This window comes from Oleiphilus sp. HI0043, assembly GCF_001634935.1.
In genome coordinates this window covers 1-19,745 of sequence record NZ_LWEY01001145.1, presented here as the reverse complement: position 1 = coordinate 19,745, position 19,745 = coordinate 1, and the positions used below count along the sequence as shown (strand labels likewise).

The following is a 19,745-nucleotide window of genomic DNA, read 5'->3' as shown; positions in this document are numbered from 1 at the left end:
TAAGAGATGAGCCTCAGCTTCTAGCGCCTACGACGTAGGCTTTCTTTTTCCTTCGTACGCTGGTCAAGTCTGGCCATAATTTCTGCCATTTCTTTTGCTTCTGCAGCCGCTTTGGCAGCCTGTGCAGCTTCGCGTTCCATTTTCTCTTTGGCGATGGCTTCTTTAATTCGCTTTTCCTTGGCAGCTGAGCCAACACGTCCTTCTGGTAGTTTGTCTTTAGCTGGGCTGGTTTTAGCTTTGTTGGTCTTTAATCTGGTATTGCTAGTTTTGCTTGCAGTGGATGTTTTGGTTTTCGGCGCACTCGTTTTAGTGCTGCTACCTGCGCGGTTTTGCCGACGCTTCATCTCGATATTCATCATGACCGCTTTCATATCGTCAAAGTCTTTGGTTGAATCAGACTTTCGCAATTCGACGACTTCTGCTTTCTTTTCTTCTTTCTTGACTGTTTCTGCTTGGGCAGCAAGATAAGCTTTTACATCGATGCTGGTGACAGGGCCGTGTTCTTTTTTTGTGCTACGATTTTGGCTAATGCTGCTCTTGTCTTCAGGCGTATTGCTGGCGGCCTTAGCCGCGGGGCTTTGTTTATGGATTGATGTTACCTTACTCGTCGCCTTTGCTTCTTGTATTGCTTTGGGCTCGCTATGTACTTCTTGATTAACCTTATTTACCGTGGGGGCAGGTGCACGTCCGGTTTTGATAAGCTTGCCATTGAACTCGTCGCAGGCATCGCGAACCAGCTCTCGGGATTCAGCAGGGGAGTCAGCATAAGCCCAGGTTTCTACTGTAAAGTTATCAACACCGAATTCACGTACAGTGTCTAAGAACTCACCTGAACCACCTTCTTCTGCCTGAACGATCAGTCTGGCCCAATGTTCTTCCATACTATCTCTTGCACTGCCGACATAAACTTCGTTGTTGACTCTATTGGTGGCAGTAAAAACGATCATATAAGCGATACCTCTGTTATATAAATGTAGTAAGAAAATGGATCAATATAGAAAATGATGGAGGCGCGGAATTATAATGAAGAAAGAATTTTTCGGTAGAATTGACAAGGAAGTTTTTACATAATTTAGCAGATTTTTTTGCAAGTAATTGCTTGCAAATTTTGAGAGCCCTAGATTAGGGCTCTTAAGGTCTATAGGCTGATACCGATATTACTAATGCCTTCATCTTGAGCAAGCTCTCGAATGGCAAGAATCAGTTCTTCTCCAGGGTGGCTTGCAGATCTTAGTAGCTCGCTCAGTTCGGCTTGAAATGAAAACTCGCGTTCAATGAGCGGATGTGAATCGAATAACTTTATTAGCTGGTTTTCGCTCAGTGAGTCGCCTTCGGAAAACTCTATAAACTGAGTGATGGTTTCCAAGGACAGTTGGCTAACGCTCAATGCACGTGGTTTTTCATCGTTGATCCCAGCCAATAGAGCCTGTTCTAGAATGCTTAGGCAATCGTGAGTTGGCAGGGCACCATAATGTTCGCTCTGTTCGGTATCAGGCATGTTCGCCTGGGTCAGATCGAGGAGCTCTACAATACCTTCTTCGTCTTGCTCAATTATGAGCATGTTCCAGGCGCTGTCGATGTCTGCAAGCTTGAGTGGAGAGTCTGAAGGGCTGTCAGACTCGATACTGTCAAGATATAGGAGGGCGTTGGGAAGGGCGCGTTCCGCTATTGCAAGCATAAATGCCCGTTCACGCCAGCCTCTAAGAGAGTTGAGAGATTTTTGAAACTTCAATCGGTTCATTGTGCCTAGCCTGCAGGTAGTTGGTATAAGCTTACGAGTATGTCGCTGCTCTATGTAAAGTGTTTATTAGCGTTTGGGTGCACTGAGAAAGAGACTCACCAGCCACAACAACGCCGTCTTCATGGCCGTCCATGCAAAAGAGAATAGACTTCTCAGATAGTAATAATTGAGCGGATAGTTGGCGCACTGATTCTGCCATCTCTGGCGTGCCATAAGGTATTTCTTTGGGGGTGGAAGCTAGCTTGAGCGCTGAACGTTGCTTCCATATTTCTGTGGAGTGAACGTGCACCACAGCTTTTATTCGGGCACTAAGCTTATAGATGACGCCATGCGTCATACTTTCCGATGAGGGCTTTGTTTCACCTTCTGCATGTATTGTATTTGTCTCAGGGTGGCTTTGGTTTACGAGGCATATATCCCGAGGGAATAGCGTTGGAAGGTGGCCTGTTTGAGTGCCGCTGATCCAGAAAGAAGGAGGCGCTTCAATGCTAGAGTCTGACTGGCAACGCAGTGATAGGTTGCCAAAGCCATAGCCTTCATAGCGATTATCATCCTGGCCGATTAACCCGTGAGCCATCATTTGTTGGCGGCATTGGTTCAGTTCAGCCAAACTGGTATCGTCAATCGAGATGCTTCGATGCTCGAATACCAGCTGATATTTGATAACGCCTTCTTGCTCCACTTGTGTTCTCTCAGACTTGAAGAGGCAGTTAAACTAAGTTTTCGGCAGCGTTACGCCAGTCTGGCCCTGGTATTTTCCACCACGATCTTTATAACTTGTTTCACATACTTCGTCAGATTCGAAGAACAGCATCTGTGCAACACCTTCGTTAGCATAAATTTTTGCTGGCAAATTGGTGGTGTTAGAGAACTCAAGTGTGACGTGACCTTCCCATTCGGGTTCTAATGGGGTGACGTTAACGATAATGCCGCAGCGTGCATAAGTAGATTTGCCCAAACAAACAGTGAGGACGCTACGAGGAATTCTGAAGTACTCAACAGTTCGAGCCAAAGCAAAGGAGTTTGGTGGGATGATACAAACATCGCTATCAATATCGACGAAGCTGTTTTCATCAAACTGTTTAGGGTCTACGGTTGCTGAGTGGACGTTTGTGAAGATCTTGAATTCACTGCTGCAGCGAACATCGTAGCCATAACTGGATGTTCCATAAGAGATAATTCGGCCATTTTCACCGGTTCGAACCTGCCCTGGTTCGAATGGCTCAATCATGCCTTGCTCTTGTGCCATTCTACGTATCCACTTGTCAGACTTTATTGCCATGTTTCGCTGTTCCAAATAAAAAGTTTAGAAGCTGTCAAAGTAATGCTTCCGTAAAGCTGGCTATAATACCTTTGCTTAAGATATAAGCAAAGTATCTACTTACAACGATGGCTTAACTTTTCGAGCAGACTTAATAGGTTTGTTGAAAATATGGTCTAAGCTTGTATCACGCTGTATGTAAAGTGTAGATAGATTGATTCTTCGAATTCACCTAGAGGTAGGACACGGTTTTGGGCCTTTCCGCACTAGAAAAGTTGAAGCATGGTTTAAGGTTTAAGAAACTGGGCCACCGCTTGACCTTTTATTTTGTATCACTCGGTATCTTTTTTACCGTGGTGACGGTATCGGTATTGCTGGTAAAACAATATCAAGATGGAAGGCTTTCTGTTTACGAAGAAGCGAATGATACCATCAAAGCCGTTAATCAGCAGTTAGCTAGAAGCTTATGGAACGTCGATCAGGATAGCACTCATATCTTGCTGGAAGGCGTCTATCGTATGCCTTCAATTCAGGGTGTTAGAATTGTAGAAGCCTTGGGCAATGAATATCAGTACGGGGATATTGAATTGCCAGTAAGTTTGTCGAGCCCTTTGGTCTTTAACGGCCAGAATATGGGTAAGATTGAAGTTGATGTGAAAGATGAGTTGATTACCGAGTCTGTATTAGACCAGATGATCGTGATCCTTATTAGTTCCACTTTGATGATCGGTTTGATTAGTTTTGTTTTCAGTACGATTGTTAAAAATGCAGTGACGCGCCACCTTTCCAAAATTAGCCGTGAAACCGTTCAGCCGGCTCAGCTAACAAGTAAAACCTATAAGCCCATTGTGCTGAATCGCCCCGAATACAGTGATGAAATTGCTGACTTGGTTGAAGCTTTGAACCGGGGACGAAAGCAGGTTGCCGAGTTTGCTTTGGCAAAAGAGTCCTATGAAGACCAGTTAGAGCATCAGGCAAATTTCGACATGCTGACAAATTTGCCTAACCGTCGCCATATTGAATATCACCTGAAAAATGAAATGCTTAACCAGCAGGAAAACGCCGAATACTCGAAGCTGGCAATCTTTTTTATTGACCTGGATGGTTTTAAAGAGGTGAATGACAGCCTGGGGCATAGTACAGGCGATAAGATTCTGCTGGATAGTGCTTCCCGCTTGAAGAAGTTGATCACTCGCTACGGAGGTTATGTGGCCCGTTTTGGTGGCGATGAGTTCATCGCTTGCTTTCAGTGCAACACTCGCGCAGATGCTGAGGATGTTGCTGATAAAACGATATTGGCCTTTAAAGAAAACTTTGTCTTAAGTGACTCGCAGCTTCAATTAGGTTGTAGTATCGGGGTCGTGCTTTACCCTGAAGATGGCGAGAATACTGAAGATTTGATTCGTCGTGCAGATACCGCGATGTATAAAGCCAAAGAAGCAGGCCGTAATACCTTTGCATTCTTTGACGAGTCAATGATGTATAACATCGTGTTGCACAATACGATTAAGAGTAAATTGAAAGATGCGATCGTTAATAATCAACTAGAGCTCTATTTTCAGCCTTTGATTGATTTGCGCGATATGAGTATTACCGGTTTCGAAGCCTTATTACGCTGGGAAGATGAAGACCTGGGTAAGGTTAGGCCGGACTTGTTTATTCCGGTTGCCGAAAAAACCGGTCAGATATTTGATATCGACATCTGGGTATTTGAACATGCCATTGCGCAGGTTAAAGAGTGGCGCAGTGATTTCAATGAAGAATTTATCGTTGCTATCAACTTTAGCCCAACTAACTTTCACCATCGCGAGTTATCTGACTGGACGCATAATCACCAGGTATTTTTGCAAACCTTGGATTGGGTGGAGCTGGAAGTAACAGAACGTTTGATGTTGGACGACGACCCTGTTGTGATGAAGGGTATTAAGCAGCTACTTAAGTCAGGGCTTAAATTCAGTATTGATGACTTTGGTACAGGTTATTCGTCTCTTGGTTATATCAAAAAATTCAGCCATATCCTGTCAAAGATTAAAATTGACCGTATGTTTGTCAATGAGTTAATTAACAACAGCTCTGATCAAGCACTGGTCAAGAGTATCATTACCTTAGCTGATAGCTTATCTATCGAGGTCTTGGCTGAAGGTATCGAGTCTAAGAAGCAGGAAGAGTCATTAATCGGGCTTGGTTGTGATTATGCTCAAGGCTTTTTCTATTCTAAGCCAATCCCAGCACCCGAAATCCCGGCCTTCATTCGAAAGTGGCAACAGACACCGCATATTGTCAGCTCAAGCTCTTAGAAAGAAAAAAGCTTCGGGTACCTAAACAGGTTTTTGTCATCAATTAGCTTGATATGACATACTCTCGTTTTTCTTGGCGAAGCAAAATTGATCTTAAGGCAGGTGGCGCGATGAAAGGGGTTTTCCTTGATGTAGCAAGTATGGGAGATGGTCTGGACCTGAGTGATATCGAGTCTTCATTTAGCCAATATCAATCTTATGATACGACGGAATCAGCGAATGTCTGTGAACGAATAAAAGGCTTTGAGGTGGTCGTTGTCAATAAAGTGCTATTGGGGAAGAAAGAAATAACAAGTAACCCCAGCCTAAAGCTGATAGCCGTTACGGCGACAGGGACGAACAATATTGACTTGCAAGCGGCTAAAGAGGCCGGTGTTAGGGTCTGTAATGTCACACAGTATGGGCGCCCGGCTATTGTTCAGCATACCTTTTCTTTGTTGCTGGCACTAACAAACCGTTTATTGGATTACGCTAAAGATGTTCAAGATGGACGCTGGTGTACAAGTCCGATTTTTTGTTTGATGGACTACCCTATTGTTGAACTGGAAGGCAAGACGCTTGGCCTGCTCGGTTATGGTGACCTTGGACAGGGTGTTGCAAAAATGGCCGAAGGCTTTGGCATGAAGGTTATACTGGCAGCTCGTTCCGGTCAAAGCTTGGAAAGTGTTGATGGCTATCCTCGCTTGGCTTTGGAAGAGCTATTGCCGCAAGTTGATGTCTTATCTATTCATTGCCTGCTGAGTGATGAAACTACAAATCTAATCGATGCCAATGCCCTGTCTAAAATGAAGCCTTCGGCCTATTTATTAAATCTTGCTCGAGGTGGCATTGTGGATGAAAACGCTTTGGCCGAGGCATTGAAAGAACGCCGCTTGGCCGGCGCAGCAACAGATGTCTTATCCGTTGAACCGCCTAAGGGTGGAAATGTACTACTGGATAGAGAAATTCCAAACTTAATTGTTACCCCTCATTGTGCTTGGGCGAGTAAAGAGGCGCGTCAGCGCTTGTTGGACAAAGCTGCCGCAAATATTAGAAGATTTGCCGAGGGAGAACCCCAGGCTTACATTGTTTAGTTAATTTGAATCAAGAGGGCGCGACTTTAACGATGAGCACAGTATGGCTACAAAAAGAACTTGAGCTTCAAGCCCGCTCCCGCGGTTTTCATCTGATCACTCGGGAAATTGAGCAAGCCTTACCTGAGCTCAATACGATTTCAATAGGTCTAGCGAACCTGTTTATTCAACATACCTCAGCATCACTCACATTAAATGAAAATGCAGACCCGGATGTCCGCAGTGATATGGAAAAGCACTTTAATAAGTTTGTGCCGGAAAATGCACCCTATTATGATCATATACTCGAGGGTTCTGACGATATGCCCGCTCATATCAAAGCCTCGCTGCTAGGCTGCTCTTTAACTATTCCGATTAACTCGGGAAGGTTCTCGATGGGTGCGTGGCAAGGGATTTATCTTGGGGAGCATAGAAATCAAGCTGGTTCACGTAAGTTAGTAGTCACTATGCAGGGTCAGACTTAACTATGGTTAAAAAATAGACTACTTATTCTGTCCAACTTCAGCTAACATGTGTGCACTTAAATTTGAGGCGCAAGTTGTGATTATGAGCAAAGTGGTGGACAAAACGGGCGATCAGCCAGTTGATAATAAGCGGGTGGAAACCCTGGAACATAGTTTAGACGAGTTGCTAAATACCTTAACTCACGGGCTAGGTGTGCTATTAAGCATTGCGGGTTTATTTGTCTTGTTAATCGCTGCAATTCCAATGGATGATGTATGGAGAGTCGCCAGTTTTAGTATATTTGGCTTGAGTCTAACGGCTTTATACTTAGCTTCGACGCTTTATCATGCCGAGCGATGCCCGGTTAAAAAAGATAAGCTGAAGATGTTCGATCACTGTGCTATTTACCTCCTGATTGCAGGTTCTTATACACCCTACCTCATGGTGAGTATGAGAGAAGTCGGTGGTTGGGGCTTATTAGCCCTTGTTTGGGGCATTGCATTTTTCGGTATCTTCTTGAAAATACGTTTCAAGCATCGGTTTTCACTTTTGCGCGTCGCGAGCTATCTGCTTATGGGTTGGTTGGTGATTCTAAGTGCTGAGGATTTGCTCGCATCAGTACCGGAAGGAGGAGTGTTTTTACTCGCTTTGGGCGGAATAATCTATACTCTTGGTGTTGTCTTCTATTTGGTCGAACGAATTCCCTATAACCATGCAATCTGGCATCTGTTTGTACTGGGGGGCAGTATTTGTCATTTCTTCAGTGTTTATTACTACGTTTTGCCACCTCAGGTCGCTGTATAATTAAACTTCGGGCTGGTCAGAGATAACTTTTATTAGACTGTCGTCACGGTTTTGTTGCTGCCATTGATCAAAGTAGATTAAGTCCTCCAATGGCAGACGTTCTCGCCACCCCTTGCTTTCGAGTTCGGGCTTCACTTTAAATTCAGAGACATAGCCCATACATAGGTAGGCGACAGGTACGACATGTTCGGGAATGCCTAAAATTGCTTTTACTCTGTCCTGATCAAAGATACTAACCCAGCCAATACCTACATTCTCAGCGCGTGCTGCCAGCCATAAGTTCTGAACGGCACAGACGGTGCTGTTTAAGTCCATGCTTTTTATATGTGTGCGGCCTAGCACAACAGGGCCGCCGCGTTGACGGTCACAGGTGACGACAAGGTTAAGCGGTGAGTCTAAAATTCCTTCGAGCTTCAGAGACTGATACAGGGGCTTCTTGTTGTCCGGAAACATTTCCATTGCTTCGTTATTGGCATCAGTAAAAGCCTCTTGTACTTGTTGTCGAACTGTTTTTGAGCGAACTAACATAAAGTTCCAGGGCTGCATAAAGCCAACCGAGGGCGCATGATGTGCGGCTTTCAATATGCGGGCCAAGACCTCATCCGGAATCGGGTCGGGCTTGAATTCTCCTCTGACATCACGTCGATTAAAAATGGTTTTATAGAGCGCTTCGCGTTCATCGTGCGTAAAGTTTACAGTCTGGTCTTCGGCGGACATTGAAAAAATACTCTATTTGTTACGCTCAGAAATTGACCTTCGAGGCCTGGTTTTTATAAACGAATCAAAGGCATTTTTGCTGGCAACTTGGGCAACACACTGCCGGATTCGTTCAATGCTCGTTTTATCCAAATGATCAACAAGGCCGACTCGTAGCATGGCAAAATCGTTGTTCACAGATATAAGGCGCAAGAGAATACCTGCTTTTGCGAAGAACTCATAGAGTTCGCTGAGATAAGATGGGCTACCTTGGAAGCTAATAAACAGGCCTCTATCAGCTAATAGTTTGAGCGCTTTGTTGTGAACCAAGGGCGCAAATAAGCTTTGGATTTCTTGGGCGCTCTTTTGGATGCGCTTTCGGCTGGCATGTTGCCAGTATCGATCGGGCAGGGCCTTGCTTAATATGTGCATAGCTGGGCCGTTGAGTGGCCAAGGGTTGCTCGGAAACTGTATGCGAGAGAGACTTTTAGGTGAGCCAAATATGAAGCCGGCCCGAATACCGCCTAAGCCGAAGAATTTGCCGCAAGATCTCAGTACTAAAATGTTATCGGGCAGGGGTGGGCGTGAGAGTAGGCTGGCTTTAGGTGTTAGATCGATAAATGCTTCGTCCACGATCAGCATTGCGTCAGTTCCGAGCATGGCAGCCCAGGAGAACAGGCTCTCTAGAGGAATCATGAGCCCGCTTGGATTATTCGGGTTGATAATAAGTAAATGCTGTTGTGAGTTAGCTTCAATCAGCCGCTCAATCATGGCGTCAGCTTTGGATAAGATGCAGGCATCGTAAAAACTAATCTCAGCGCCTTTGTTTGTCCACGCACACTGATGCTCTTGGTAACCCAGGGACGGCAAGATCACAGGAAGATCTGCTAATAGCAAAGGCAGTTGTTGAATAATCTCTTGAGTACCAGCAAGTGAGCGGTAGGCATGCGGGCCATAATAGCCTTCGACTGTTTTCCTGAATTCCGGGCTAGGGTAAGGCAATCTAGAGAATACGGTTGCCGGAATGTCATCGCAAGGATAAGTGATCGGGTTAAGGCCGGTTGACAGATCCACCCAATCTGATTCGGGAATGTTATAGCGAATCGAGGCGCTGACTAAGTCGCCACCATGGACAATATGTGTTTGTTGCGTTGTCATCCTGGGGGCCTAATAGAAACGAATCAGAAAGAAGTAGCCTTCAAGAAAAATAAGTGCAGCACACCAAAGAATTAGACTGCGTTTAATCAGCTTGAGCGCTTCTTGAATGCTTTGCGCACAAGCCGCTTGACCATGTTTAGGGCCAAGCGTAGATCGCTGTTCAAGTGTTTCGTCATAGCAGGCGCTACCGCCTAGTTTTAATTCAAGTGCACCAGCTCCAGCAGCCATGACTGGGCCTGCATTGGGGCTCTTCCATAATTTACCTTGTGTTTTCCAGCATTGAAAAGCGCTGCGTGTTTGCCCGCATAGCGCATAACTAAGTGCAGTCAGTCGAGCCGGAAGGTAGTTCATTACATCATCAAGGCGAGCAGCAGCCCACCCGAAGTCCTTGTAGCGAGTGTTCTTATAGCCCCACATAGCATCGAGAGTATTCACCAGGCGGAAAAGAACAACGCCCGGTATGCCGCCAACAATAAACCAGAAAATAGTGCTAAAGATTGCGTCAGCACCATTTTCGAGTACAGACTCTGTACTGGCGCTTGCGACGTCTTCGGGCGTTAAATGCTTGGTGTCACGACTAACAATTCGAGCGACTTTCTTCCGAGCTTCACCTAGATGCCTTTTGGTTAAAGGTTCAATAATCGCTTCAGCATGTTCTTTGAGGCTTTGCCAACCTAGCGCTGTATATAAGACGAACGAGGCAAAGGCGACGTGAGCGATCGGTTCGCTGAGTGTAAGTAACTCCAAATAGAAAGCGAGTAGAACGGTAGGCACTAATAGGAATGTCAGTGCAATGATGCCTTTAAGCCGTTTGCCGGACCCGCTATTTAACTTGTGCTCAAGGTCGGTGGCGAGATTGCCAAAGCCAACGAGAGGATGAAAGTGCTTGGCTTCGCCAAAGACCTTATCGAGGAACAAGGCCAATAAGAGGCAAATTGAAAAGTACATGTGTTATTTCCTTGTTATATTTATTGGCAGGCAACGAGAACTAGCAGGGTGATGCATTCGAGTATCTCGATCATGGCGCCGGCTGTATCACCTGTGCACCCTTTAAGCCGCTTCATCATGCGAGAGCGCAAGTAGTAGAAACTTAAGCAGCTTACGAATAGCAGGGGGATGATGACTGCCCAGCCTAGAAAGTAGCAGGAAGCGAGCATGAGGATGATAGAACCAAGCCAAACTTGGTGATCTTGCTTGTGCTCGGCAATTGCACTTCCTAAACCGCTTTTTCGTGCATAGGGTGTGGTAACAAATAGCAGGCTGGCGCTGATGCGAGCAAATACCAGGGGCCAGATAAGCAGCCAAATATCCTGATTGATGATTAGCTCAATAGTTAAGAGCTTCAAAAGCATTAATAAAACAGTCGCTGCAATAGCAATTGGGCCAGATGTTGGATCTTTCAGAAGTCGCAGAGTTCTTTCTTTTGAGCCAAGCCCACCCATCCAGGCATCAGCACTGTCGGCAAAACCGTCGAGATGTAGAGCGCCGGTAAGCACTACCCATAGCGTTAAGATTAGAGCCGCACTTAGAAGTGTTGGAAAAACAAAGCTCAAAAGTAATGATGCTGAGCACAAGATTATACCCAGCAATAGACCAACAAGTGGATACCAGCTGAGTGATGCGCCTATCTCTTTCTCAGTCGGAGCAGATTGCTGGCCAACAGGGATTGCACTCAAGAATTGAAGGGCAATGATCGCCGCTTTAATTTGATTAGCAGCGGGTGTTTCTCGTTGGCTCACAAAAAATGCTCCGTGTGTAGCAGGCGATTATGGCAGCTCAAATTACTGACTGACGCCAGCCTGATCAAAGGTTGCCATTTGGGCATGAAGCAGACAGGCAGACTGTAAGAGGGGCGCAGCGACGGCGGCACCACTAGCTTCGCCCAGCCGCATACCTAGACTCAGCAAGGGTTCGGCTTCAAGTGTTTGCAATAGGTGTTTATGACCGGCTTCTTCTGAACAGTGAGAGAAAAACAACCAGGGACGAATAGAGGGGTTAATTCGCGTTGCTACTAAGGCTGCTGCCGAGCTGATAAAACCGTCTACCAAAACGCTAATACCCAGTTGAGCGCAGCGAATATAGGCGCCAACCAGTCCGGCAATTTCAAAGCCGCCAAGCTTGGCCAATAGTTCGCTTGCTGTCGTATCACTGGTTTTGTGAAGGTCTAAGCCTTGTTGTACAGCCTTGAGCTTTCGCTGGATACCTTCGTCATCAATACCCGTTCCTCTTCCGATGAGCTGCTCCACAGGTAAGTCAGTCAAGCCTGCTGTTAAAGCGGAAGCGCTGGTGGTATTACCTATGCCCATCTCACCACCAATAAACAGCTCGATACCCAACTCTTTTGCTTGTGATGCTGATTGAGCCCCGGCTTCTAGTGCTTGGCTTAGTTGTTCCTCGCTCATCGCGCTTTGCTGGCAGAAGTTCGCGGTGCCGGCAGTAATACGCTGGTCAGTCACGCTATCTAAGGGAGCGAGTTCATTGACTGTGCCTAGGTTAATTACGCCGAAATCAGCATTCAATTGGCGAGCTAATACGGTAATCGCGGCACCGCCAGCGGCAAAGTTTTTTACCATCTCACCTGTCACGATTTGAGGGAAGGCCGAAACACCTTCATCAACAACACCGTGGTCTGCAGCAAAAATACGGATCATGATCTTGTCTATAGTGGGTACTTCCTTGCCTTGTAAGCCAGCAAATTTGATTGCTAGCGATTCCAGCTGGCCTAATGAACCGGGTGGCTTGGTTAGTTGCCCCTGACGAGTACTTGCCGCTGTTTGGGCTTCCAGATTAATTGCTTGAGCAGCGTCATTAAGCCATTGCATAGGAGGTATCCTGATATAAAATTAAGTGTCTATTGTCTTAGTTGCTGTTTCTTGGTGATTAGCCCCGGCTAACAACAATATTCGGGAAGGCTCGTTTTGGGTCGAGTGCTTTCTGCGAAATTGCTGCCGAAACCTTGCGCGCTATATCCCTATATAAGTGAGACACTTCGCTATCAGGCTCTGCCACAACGGTTGGTTGGCCTGCATCGGTTTGTTCACGAATGGTTTTGTGTAAGGGCATCTCCCCAAGTACTTCGGTCTGATAAGTCTGTGCGATACGTGCACCGCCACCTTCACCAAACAAGGGTTCATGGTGGCCGCATTCACTACAAATGTGAGTGCTCATGTTCTCGATTACGCCGAGTACATCAATGTCTACTTTGCGGAACATCTCGATGCCTTTTTTGCAGTCAAGCAAGGCAATATCTTGAGGTGTGGTGACAATAACGGAGCCGGTTACAGGGATTTTCTGCGCCAAGGTGAGTTGGATGTCACCCGTGCCTGGTGGCATATCGATAATCAGGTAGTCCAGGTTGTTCCATAGGCTTTGCGTGGCTAGTTGCATCAAAGCACCGCTAACTTTGGGGCCGCGCCAAACCATGGGGGTGTTATTATCTACAAGAAAGGCCATCGACATTGCCTGTATGCCATGAGCCTCGATAGGCACAAAGAACTTTTCTTCTTCAGTTTCAGGGCGTTGGCCTTCTGGAATGCCCAGCATCATACCTACGCTTGGGCCGTAAATATCAGCATCAAGAATACCAACAGTTGCGCCCTCTTGAGCGAGTGCCAGTGCCAGGTTAACTGAACTGGTGCTTTTACCAACACCACCTTTGCCAGACGCTACCACAATGACGTTTTTGACGCGTTCGAAAGCAGGAACCTGGCCTTGCGCTTTATGCGCCTTTATTTTGAAAGAGACAGATATATCGACACTTTCGACGCCATCAACAAACTCCAGGTTGCTCGTAAGTATCTGCTGCATTGCGCCTAAAGTACCTTTGCAGGCGTAAGGCATTTCAATATCGAGCTTTACTTGCTTATTGTCGTAAGTAAGGGACTTGATGGCCTCCAAGGAAAACAAATCTTTGTTTAGATAAGGGTCATTAAAGCCTTTAATCGCATCTTCTAGCTCGCGCTGATTAACTGATGACATGTTGCTACCATTGCTAAGGTTCTTGAAAGAAAGGCGCATTATAAAGAATAAATAGCACGAAAGGGCAGGGCTAATTTCTGTCTCTTGAGGATATAATCTTAAGCGTCCTGGTTTGGAAACAAACTTTACCACGATATCAGGATGAAAAATGTCCAATAGATAGGTATGATAGCGCGGTTTTTACTCCCGAATTGTTTTGATTGTCCAGTGAGTTCTTATTTCCAACTTACGTGGGCAATTGTTTATCTACAAGAGAAGAGAATTCAGTGCGAAAAATTCTGGTAACCAGTGCCCTTCCTTACGCTAACGGCCCGATTCACCTGGGTCATTTGTTGGAATATATTCAGACCGATATCTGGACTCGTTTCCAGAAATCACGTGGTGAGCAATGTACCTATGTTTGTGCAGATGATGCACACGGTACAGCCATTATGCTGCGTGCCGAGAAGGAAGGCATCACGCCAGAGCAGCTGATAGATAAAACAAAAGCGGAGCATCAGCAGGACTTTGCTGATTTCCAGATTCATTTTGATAACTATCACTCCACCCACTCCGAAGAAAATAAAGCTCTTTCTTCTTCTATCTACGAGGCGTGTGCCGCTAACGGCAAGATTGCCACGCGTAGCATTACCCAGGCTTTTGACCCTGAGAAGAATCTATTTCTCGCTGATCGCTACGTAAAAGGTACTTGCCCTAAATGTAAGGCAGAAGATCAGTACGGTGATAACTGCGAAGTCTGTGCAGCGACCTATATGCCGATGGAGCTGATTGACCCTAAGTCAGTAATCTCCGGTGCGACACCGATTGAAAAAGAATCTGAACACTTCTTTTTCAAATTACCTGATTTTTCGGACTTCCTTAAAGAGTGGACGCGTAGTGGTGCCTTACAGCCACAAATTGCTAACAAGCTAGCGGAGTGGTTGGATTCAGGTCTGCAAGAATGGGATATCAGCCGCGATGCGCCTTACTTCGGTTTCGAGATTCCAAATCAGCCAGGTAAATTCTTCTACGTATGGCTGGATGCGCCGATCGGTTATATGGCGAGTTTCAAAAATTTGTGTGATAAGACAGAGGGTTTGGACTTCGACGAATATTGGAAGGCAGGTTCAGATACCGAGCTTTATCATTTTATCGGTAAAGATATCGTTAATTTCCATGCTTTATTTTGGCCAGCAATGCTGAGCTGCGCGGGTTATCGTACACCGAATGCGGTGCATGCTCATGGCTTCGTTACCGTAAATGGTAAGAAGATGTCCAAGTCACGAGGCACATTTATTAAAGCGCGTACTTATTTAGAGCACCTAAACCCTGAATACCTGCGTTATTACTTTGCGGCCAAATTGACTAATGCGGTCGATGATCTGGACTTGAATCTGGAAGATTTTGCGCAACGTGTTAATTCTGACTTGGTCGGTAAGGTTGTGAATATTGCCAGCCGTTGTGCCGGTTTTATTACTAAGCGTTTTGATGGCAAGTTAGCAGCGAGTTGTGAAGAAACCGAGCTGCTTCAGAAGTTTATCTATGCAGGTGACGAGATTGCAGCTTTCTACGAAGGTCGAGAGTTTGGTAAGGCGATTCGTAAGATTATGGAGCTTGCTGACCTGGCAAATCAGTATATCGATGAAAAGGCACCTTGGGTGATTGCCAAGGAAGAAGGCAAAGAAGCTGAGCTACAGCAAATTTGCTCCAATGGTATCAATATGTTCCGCCAGCTGATGACCTATTTAGCGCCAGTGCTACCGGGTATGACTGAAAAGGCGCAAGGCTTCTTAAACATTGAATTGAACTGGGATGCGCGTACCGAGCTATTGTTAGATCATCAAATCAACAAGTTTAAGCCGATGATGACGCGTGTCGAAATGGATAAGGTCAATAAGATGGTTGAAGCTTCTAAAGAAGCTGCGGCGGCAGAAATGCAGCTAGGAAAGAAAGAAGAGAAGCCAGTTGAAGAAAGTGATTTGCCTGGTGGTGAGGCAATTGCGCCAGAAATTGAGTTTGATGATTTTGCCAAAGTGGATTTACGCGTTGCATTGATTAAGAACGCAGAGCATGTTGAAGGGGCTAAAAAGCTACTGAAACTTACTTTGGATTTGGGAACAGAGCAAAAGCAAGTATTCTCTGGTATCAAGTCGGCTTATCAGCCAGAAGATTTGATTGGCAAGCTAACGGTTATGGTAGCGAACCTTAAACCTCGTAAGATGAAGTTTGGTATGTCGGAAGGCATGGTATTGGCTGCAGGCCCTGGTGGCAAAGATATCTGGTTGCTTGAGCCTCATTCCGGTGCACAGCCAGGCATGAGAATCATGTAGTTGGGTTTGTGGCACTAAAAAGGATAATAACGGGTCTCAATTTTAGAGAGAAATGAATGACTGAATATTTGCTAATTCTTGTCAGTACGATTCTGGTGAATAACTTTGTACTGGTTCAGTTTCTGGGGTTATGCCCGTTTATGGGGGTATCCAACAAGCTGGAAACAGCGATGGGGATGTCCTTGGCGACAACCTTCGTCCTGACTCTGTCTTCAGTATGCAGTTATTTGGCCTTTACCTACTTATTACAGCCGCTAGGTTTGGAGTACTTGCAGACCATTACCTTTATTTTGGTGATTGCTGTGGTCGTGCAGTTTACCGAGATGGTTGTTCGTAAAACCAGCCCCTTACTCTATCGAGTACTTGGGATCTTTCTGCCGCTGATTACCACTAACTGTGCAGTATTGGGTGTGGCGCTGTTAAACATTAAAAAGCAGAACGGCTTTGTTGAGTCGATTATGTATGGCTTTGGTGCCGCGCTTGGTTTTTCCTTAGTGCTCATCCTATTTTCAGCAATGCGAGAACGTATTGCTGTGGCTGATGTGCCAACGCCTTTTAAAGGTTCAGCTATTGGTATGATCACGGCGGGGCTGATGTCTCTCGCTTTTATGGGCTTTACTGGTTTGGTGAATATCTAGATGAGTATTGTTATTACCGCCATTGTCGCGCTATTAGCGCTAGCTGTTGTTTTTGGCGCATTACTGGGTTTTGCTTCCGTCAGGTTTAAAGTTGATGGCAACCCAATCGTTGATCAGATCGACGGTTTATTACCTCAGACTCAATGTGGCCAATGTGGTCACCCAGGTTGCCGACCTTATGCTGAGGGTATTGCTGCGGGCGAAGATATCAACAAATGTCCTCCCGGTGGCGAAGCGACTATTCAGGCCCTGGCCGATTTATTAGACGTTGAACCGATGGCCTTGGATGCTGAGCACGGTGAAGAAAAAGCCAAGCAGGTCGCAGTAATTCGTGAAGATGAGTGCATAGGCTGCACTAAGTGTATCCAGGCGTGTCCTATCGATGCGATTTTAGGGGCGGCTAAGCACATGCATACAGTTATTGAATCTGAATGTACTGGGTGTGATTTGTGTGTAGAGCCTTGCCCGGTAGATTGTATCGATATGGTGCCAGTAGATAAGGGGCTATCAGCATGGCATTGGGACTTACCCAAGCCTGTACATATTATTGCTACGGATAAGTCTCAGCCTGTGGAGGTGCAGTCTGTATGAGTGCCATGACACAGAACAATACACAGATCATTGCCACGAGTGGACGTTCCTTATCAGACTTTCATGGTGGTATTCACCCGGCGGAAATGAAGTCGCTATCGAGCGAGACAGCGATTACTGAGGCGGGCATTCCGCCACTACTTGTTTTACCTTTACAGCAACATATTGGTCAAGCCTCCAAGGTCTTGGTTGAAGTGGGTCAACAAGTAAAAAAAGGCCAGTTATTGGCTGAAGCAGACGGTTATATCAGTGTCGGCTTGCATGCACCCAGCTCAGGTGTGGTAGAAAGTATTGCTGAGCAAGTTGTGGCGCACCCTTCTGGTAATTCAGATTTATGTATTACCTTGAAGACAGACGGCCAGGACCAGTGGTGTGAATTGGATGCGAGTGAGGATTACTTATCTCTGGATGCTGACACAATAAGAGCGAAAGTTCGTGCTGCAGGGATTGCCGGAATGGGCGGAGCTGGTTTCCCAAGTGATGTGAAGCTTAACCCTCCAAAAGGTGCAGACATTTCTACGCTTATTCTGAATGCGGCAGAGTGTGAACCCTACATTACCTCAGACGACAGATTGATGCGTGAGCGGGCTGATCAACTTGTTGAAGGGCTTCGATTGCTGATCAAAGTGCTTCAGCCGAAAGAGTGTTTGATTGGTATTGAGGATAATAAACCTGAAGCGATTCGTTCTCTTCAGCAAGCTTTGGCGAGTATTGAAACCGGCAACTGCACCATTGAAGTTTGTGTTGTGCCAACCAAGTACCCCTCCGGTGGTGAAAAACAGCTGATAAAAATCCTTACCGGGAAGGAAGTGCCGAGTGCTAAGATTCCTGCGGATATTGGTGTGGTTTGTCACAACGTAGGTACAGTCGTTGCAATGTATCGTGCCGTGCGCTTTGGTGAGCCGCTTATTTCACGGATTACGACCTTAACCGGGCAGCAAATAGGCAAACGTGGCAATGTCGAAGTGCTTCTGGGGACGCCGATTAGTTGGCTATTGAGTCAGTATGATTACAAGCCGGCCAAATACGAACGCCTGATAATGGGTGGTCCGATGATGGGCTTCAATCTAGTAGATACTGATGTGCCCGTCGTGAAAACCACTAACTGTATTCTGGCTCCTGATCTAAAAGAAATGCCTTTGCCTGAGCCGGCTCAAGCCTGTATTCGTTGTGGCTTGTGTGCTGAAGCCTGCCCTGCAGAGCTTTTGCCTCAGCAGCTGTATTGGTTTGCGCGCGGGCAGGAATATGAAAAGGCAGAGCATCACAATTTGTTCGATTGTATTGAGTGTGGTGCTTGTTCCTTTGTTTGCCCAAGTTCGATTCCTCTTGTTCAGTATTATCGTCATGCTAAAGGTGAAATTAAGCAGCAGCGCGCTGATCAGTTGAAGTCGGATCAGGCGCGCGAGCGTTTTGAAGCACGTCAAGAGCGTCTCGATCGTGAAGCGGCTGAAAAAGCGGCGAAGCGTAAAGCCAGAGCCGAAGCCGCTGCGAAAGCGCAAGCAGAGAAAAAGGCTCAGGCTGCTGCGGCCCCAGAGAAAGCGCCAGAGATAGATGCCAAGAAAGCGGCGGTTGCGGAAGCTTTGGCTAGAGCGGAAGCAAAGAAAGCTAAGGAAGTTGCAGAAGCAATAGAGCAAAGCCCGGAAGAGTTAAAAACTGCCTGGGATAAGGCGCAATCGAAACTGGATAAGATGCTCGATGCACTTGAATCGGCAAAAGAAAATAATCCTGAGCAAGTAGAGAAATTAACCCGAGCTGTAGAAAAGAACCAAATGCGAGTTAACCAGGCTAAGCAAGCCTGGGAAAAAGCAAACTCAGAACCTGCGATGCAAAGTGAAGAAGCGGGTGAGGCTAAGGGCATAGATCAAGCTGCTGTAGATGAGTTGCAGCTAGCATTTGAGAAAGCCGAATCTAAGTTGGCAAAAATGCAAGATGCACTTGCAAATGCTCAGCCCGAGCAGGTAGAGAAACTAACCCGTGCTGTCGACAAGAACAAAGTGCGTGTTGAGCAAGCCAAACAGGCATTCGAGGAGGCACAACAGGCATTAGCTTCGACTCAGTCAGGCTCACAAGAAAGTGAAAAGGAAGAACTGCCTGATCTGGATGCTTTGAGTCTAGCTGTGGAAAAGGCGGAATCAAAGCTAATGAAGATGGAAGACGCTTTAGCAAATGCTCAACCAGAGCAAGTCGAGAAATTAACCCGTGCCGTTGATAAAAACAAGCAGCGGGTAAAAGTCGCTCAAGATGAACTGAATAGTGCGCGCGCTAAAGTAGGCGATGTGCAGAAATCACAAGAGAATGGTAACTAAGATGGCATTGTTGACGCTCACTTCACCGCATGCGAAAGGTTCTAATCGAACTGCAAACATGATGCGCTGGGTCATCGGCTTGACTATTCCCGGCCTGATTGCACAGACGATTTTTTTCGGCTGGGGCAACTTGCACAATGTTCTTTGGTGCAGCGTGGTGGCGATTGTTTGCGAAATCTTGATTCTGAAGATTCGTAAGCGCCCTGTTATGTTTTACCTTAACGACTACAGTGCGCTTGTAACAGCAGTGTTGCTGGGGATTGCTCTGCCTCCTTTTGCGCCTTGGTGGGTATCTTTGGTAGCGACAGCATTTGCTATTGTTTTTGCCAAGCACTTATACGGAGGAATGGGGTATAACCCCTTTAACCCGGCAATGGTGGGTTATGCTTTGGTGCTGGTATCTTTTCCTGTAGCGATGACGACCAATTGGGCAACACCGCAGACTTTAT

19 protein-coding genes are annotated in these 19,745 nt (G+C 46.2%); 9 read left to right on the top strand and 10 right to left on the bottom strand.

Annotated features, from left to right (window positions below):
• Positions 1-20: 20 nt before the first annotated feature.
• The 4 genes from A3729_RS12955 to dcd all read right to left on the bottom strand — a co-directional run bounded on the left by A3729_RS12955 (position 21) and on the right by dcd (position 3,023).
• On the bottom strand, positions 21-947 hold the full coding sequence (locus A3729_RS12955; RefSeq protein ID WP_068508614.1) for a hypothetical protein: 927 nt from the start codon (positions 945-947) through the stop codon (positions 21-23).
• 191 nt (positions 948-1,138) lie between these two features.
• Positions 1,139-1,741, bottom strand: coding sequence for a DUF416 family protein (locus tag A3729_RS12950; RefSeq protein WP_068508616.1), 603 nt, complete (start codon positions 1,739-1,741; stop codon positions 1,139-1,141).
• Positions 1,742-1,772: 31 nt separating this feature from the next.
• Positions 1,773-2,423 carry a class II aldolase/adducin family protein gene (locus A3729_RS12945; protein WP_068508619.1) on the bottom strand — a complete coding sequence of 217 codons (651 nt, stop codon included), beginning with the start codon at positions 2,421-2,423 and terminating at the stop codon, positions 1,773-1,775.
• Positions 2,424-2,456: 33 nt separating this feature from the next.
• Complete coding sequence (dcd, locus tag A3729_RS12940; RefSeq protein WP_068508620.1) at positions 2,457-3,023, bottom strand: dCTP deaminase; 567 nt, start codon at positions 3,021-3,023, stop codon at positions 2,457-2,459.
• Between the two features lie 230 nt (positions 3,024-3,253).
• Between dcd and A3729_RS12935 the strand changes: the two genes are divergently transcribed.
• From A3729_RS12935 to A3729_RS12920, 4 genes are all read left to right on the top strand, one after another.
• A complete protein-coding gene (locus tag A3729_RS12935) occupies positions 3,254-5,299 on the top strand; it encodes an EAL domain-containing protein (protein WP_068633972.1) in 2,046 nt (681 codons plus the stop codon).
• Positions 5,300-5,409: 110 nt separating this feature from the next.
• Positions 5,410-6,372 carry an NAD(P)-dependent oxidoreductase gene (locus tag A3729_RS12930; protein WP_068508633.1) on the top strand — a complete coding sequence of 321 codons (963 nt, stop codon included), beginning with the start codon at positions 5,410-5,412 and terminating at the stop codon, positions 6,370-6,372.
• Between the two features lie 32 nt (positions 6,373-6,404).
• Positions 6,405-6,836: a secondary thiamine-phosphate synthase enzyme YjbQ gene (locus A3729_RS12925; protein WP_068552815.1), complete on the top strand. Its 432-nt coding sequence runs from the start codon at positions 6,405-6,407 to the stop codon at positions 6,834-6,836.
• 82 nt (positions 6,837-6,918) lie between these two features.
• The gene (locus A3729_RS12920; protein ID WP_082865041.1) at positions 6,919-7,620 is read left to right on the top strand and encodes a hemolysin III family protein; all 702 of its coding nucleotides are present in this window, start codon (positions 6,919-6,921) and stop codon (positions 7,618-7,620) included.
• Here the strand turns inward: A3729_RS12920 and bluB are convergent, their stop codons facing one another.
• Genes bluB through apbC form a run of 6 tightly spaced genes read right to left on the bottom strand, consistent with a single transcriptional unit; the run spans position 7,621 to position 13,452 of the window.
• Positions 7,621-8,337, bottom strand: coding sequence for a 5,6-dimethylbenzimidazole synthase (gene bluB / locus A3729_RS12915; RefSeq protein ID WP_068552817.1), 717 nt, complete (start codon positions 8,335-8,337; stop codon positions 7,621-7,623). It abuts the gene before it with no gap.
• A gap of 12 nt (positions 8,338-8,349) precedes the next feature.
• Positions 8,350-9,474, bottom strand: a complete 1,125-nt coding sequence (locus A3729_RS12910; protein ID WP_068552818.1) for an aminotransferase class I/II-fold pyridoxal phosphate-dependent enzyme — start codon at positions 9,472-9,474, stop codon at positions 8,350-8,352.
• A 9-nt stretch (positions 9,475-9,483) separates the two neighbouring features.
• Positions 9,484-10,422, bottom strand: a complete 939-nt coding sequence (gene cbiB, locus A3729_RS12905) for an adenosylcobinamide-phosphate synthase CbiB (protein WP_068552820.1) — start codon at positions 10,420-10,422, stop codon at positions 9,484-9,486.
• Between the two features lie 20 nt (positions 10,423-10,442).
• Positions 10,443-11,213, bottom strand: coding sequence for an adenosylcobinamide-GDP ribazoletransferase (locus A3729_RS12900; RefSeq protein ID WP_197470230.1), 771 nt, complete (start codon positions 11,211-11,213; stop codon positions 10,443-10,445).
• A gap of 42 nt (positions 11,214-11,255) precedes the next feature.
• Positions 11,256-12,296: a nicotinate-nucleotide--dimethylbenzimidazole phosphoribosyltransferase gene (cobT, locus tag A3729_RS12895; protein ID WP_068553739.1), complete on the bottom strand. Its 1,041-nt coding sequence runs from the start codon at positions 12,294-12,296 to the stop codon at positions 11,256-11,258.
• A gap of 58 nt (positions 12,297-12,354) precedes the next feature.
• A complete protein-coding gene (gene apbC / locus A3729_RS12890; RefSeq protein ID WP_068509003.1) occupies positions 12,355-13,452 on the bottom strand; it encodes an iron-sulfur cluster carrier protein ApbC in 1,098 nt (365 codons plus the stop codon).
• Between the two features lie 266 nt (positions 13,453-13,718).
• Between apbC and metG the strand changes: the two genes are divergently transcribed.
• The 5 genes from metG to A3729_RS12865 all read left to right on the top strand — a co-directional run.
• Positions 13,719-15,761 carry a methionine--tRNA ligase gene (gene metG, locus A3729_RS12885; protein WP_156490485.1) on the top strand — a complete coding sequence of 681 codons (2,043 nt, stop codon included), beginning with the start codon at positions 13,719-13,721 and terminating at the stop codon, positions 15,759-15,761.
• Positions 15,762-15,817: 56 nt separating this feature from the next.
• On the top strand, positions 15,818-16,399 hold the full coding sequence (gene rsxA, locus A3729_RS12880; RefSeq protein WP_068512022.1) for an electron transport complex subunit RsxA: 582 nt from the start codon (positions 15,818-15,820) through the stop codon (positions 16,397-16,399).
• A complete protein-coding gene (gene rsxB, locus A3729_RS12875; RefSeq protein ID WP_068512026.1) occupies positions 16,400-16,990 on the top strand; it encodes an electron transport complex subunit RsxB in 591 nt (196 codons plus the stop codon). It abuts the gene before it with no gap.
• On the top strand, positions 16,987-19,296 hold the full coding sequence (rsxC, locus tag A3729_RS12870) for an electron transport complex subunit RsxC (RefSeq protein ID WP_231872230.1): 2,310 nt from the start codon (positions 16,987-16,989) through the stop codon (positions 19,294-19,296). Before rsxB ends, rsxC begins: the two co-directional genes overlap by 4 nt.
• 1 nt (position 19,297) lies before the next feature.
• Positions 19,298-19,745 (top strand): RnfABCDGE type electron transport complex subunit D (locus A3729_RS12865; protein WP_197475840.1); only part of this gene is annotated, 448 nt, incomplete at its 3' end.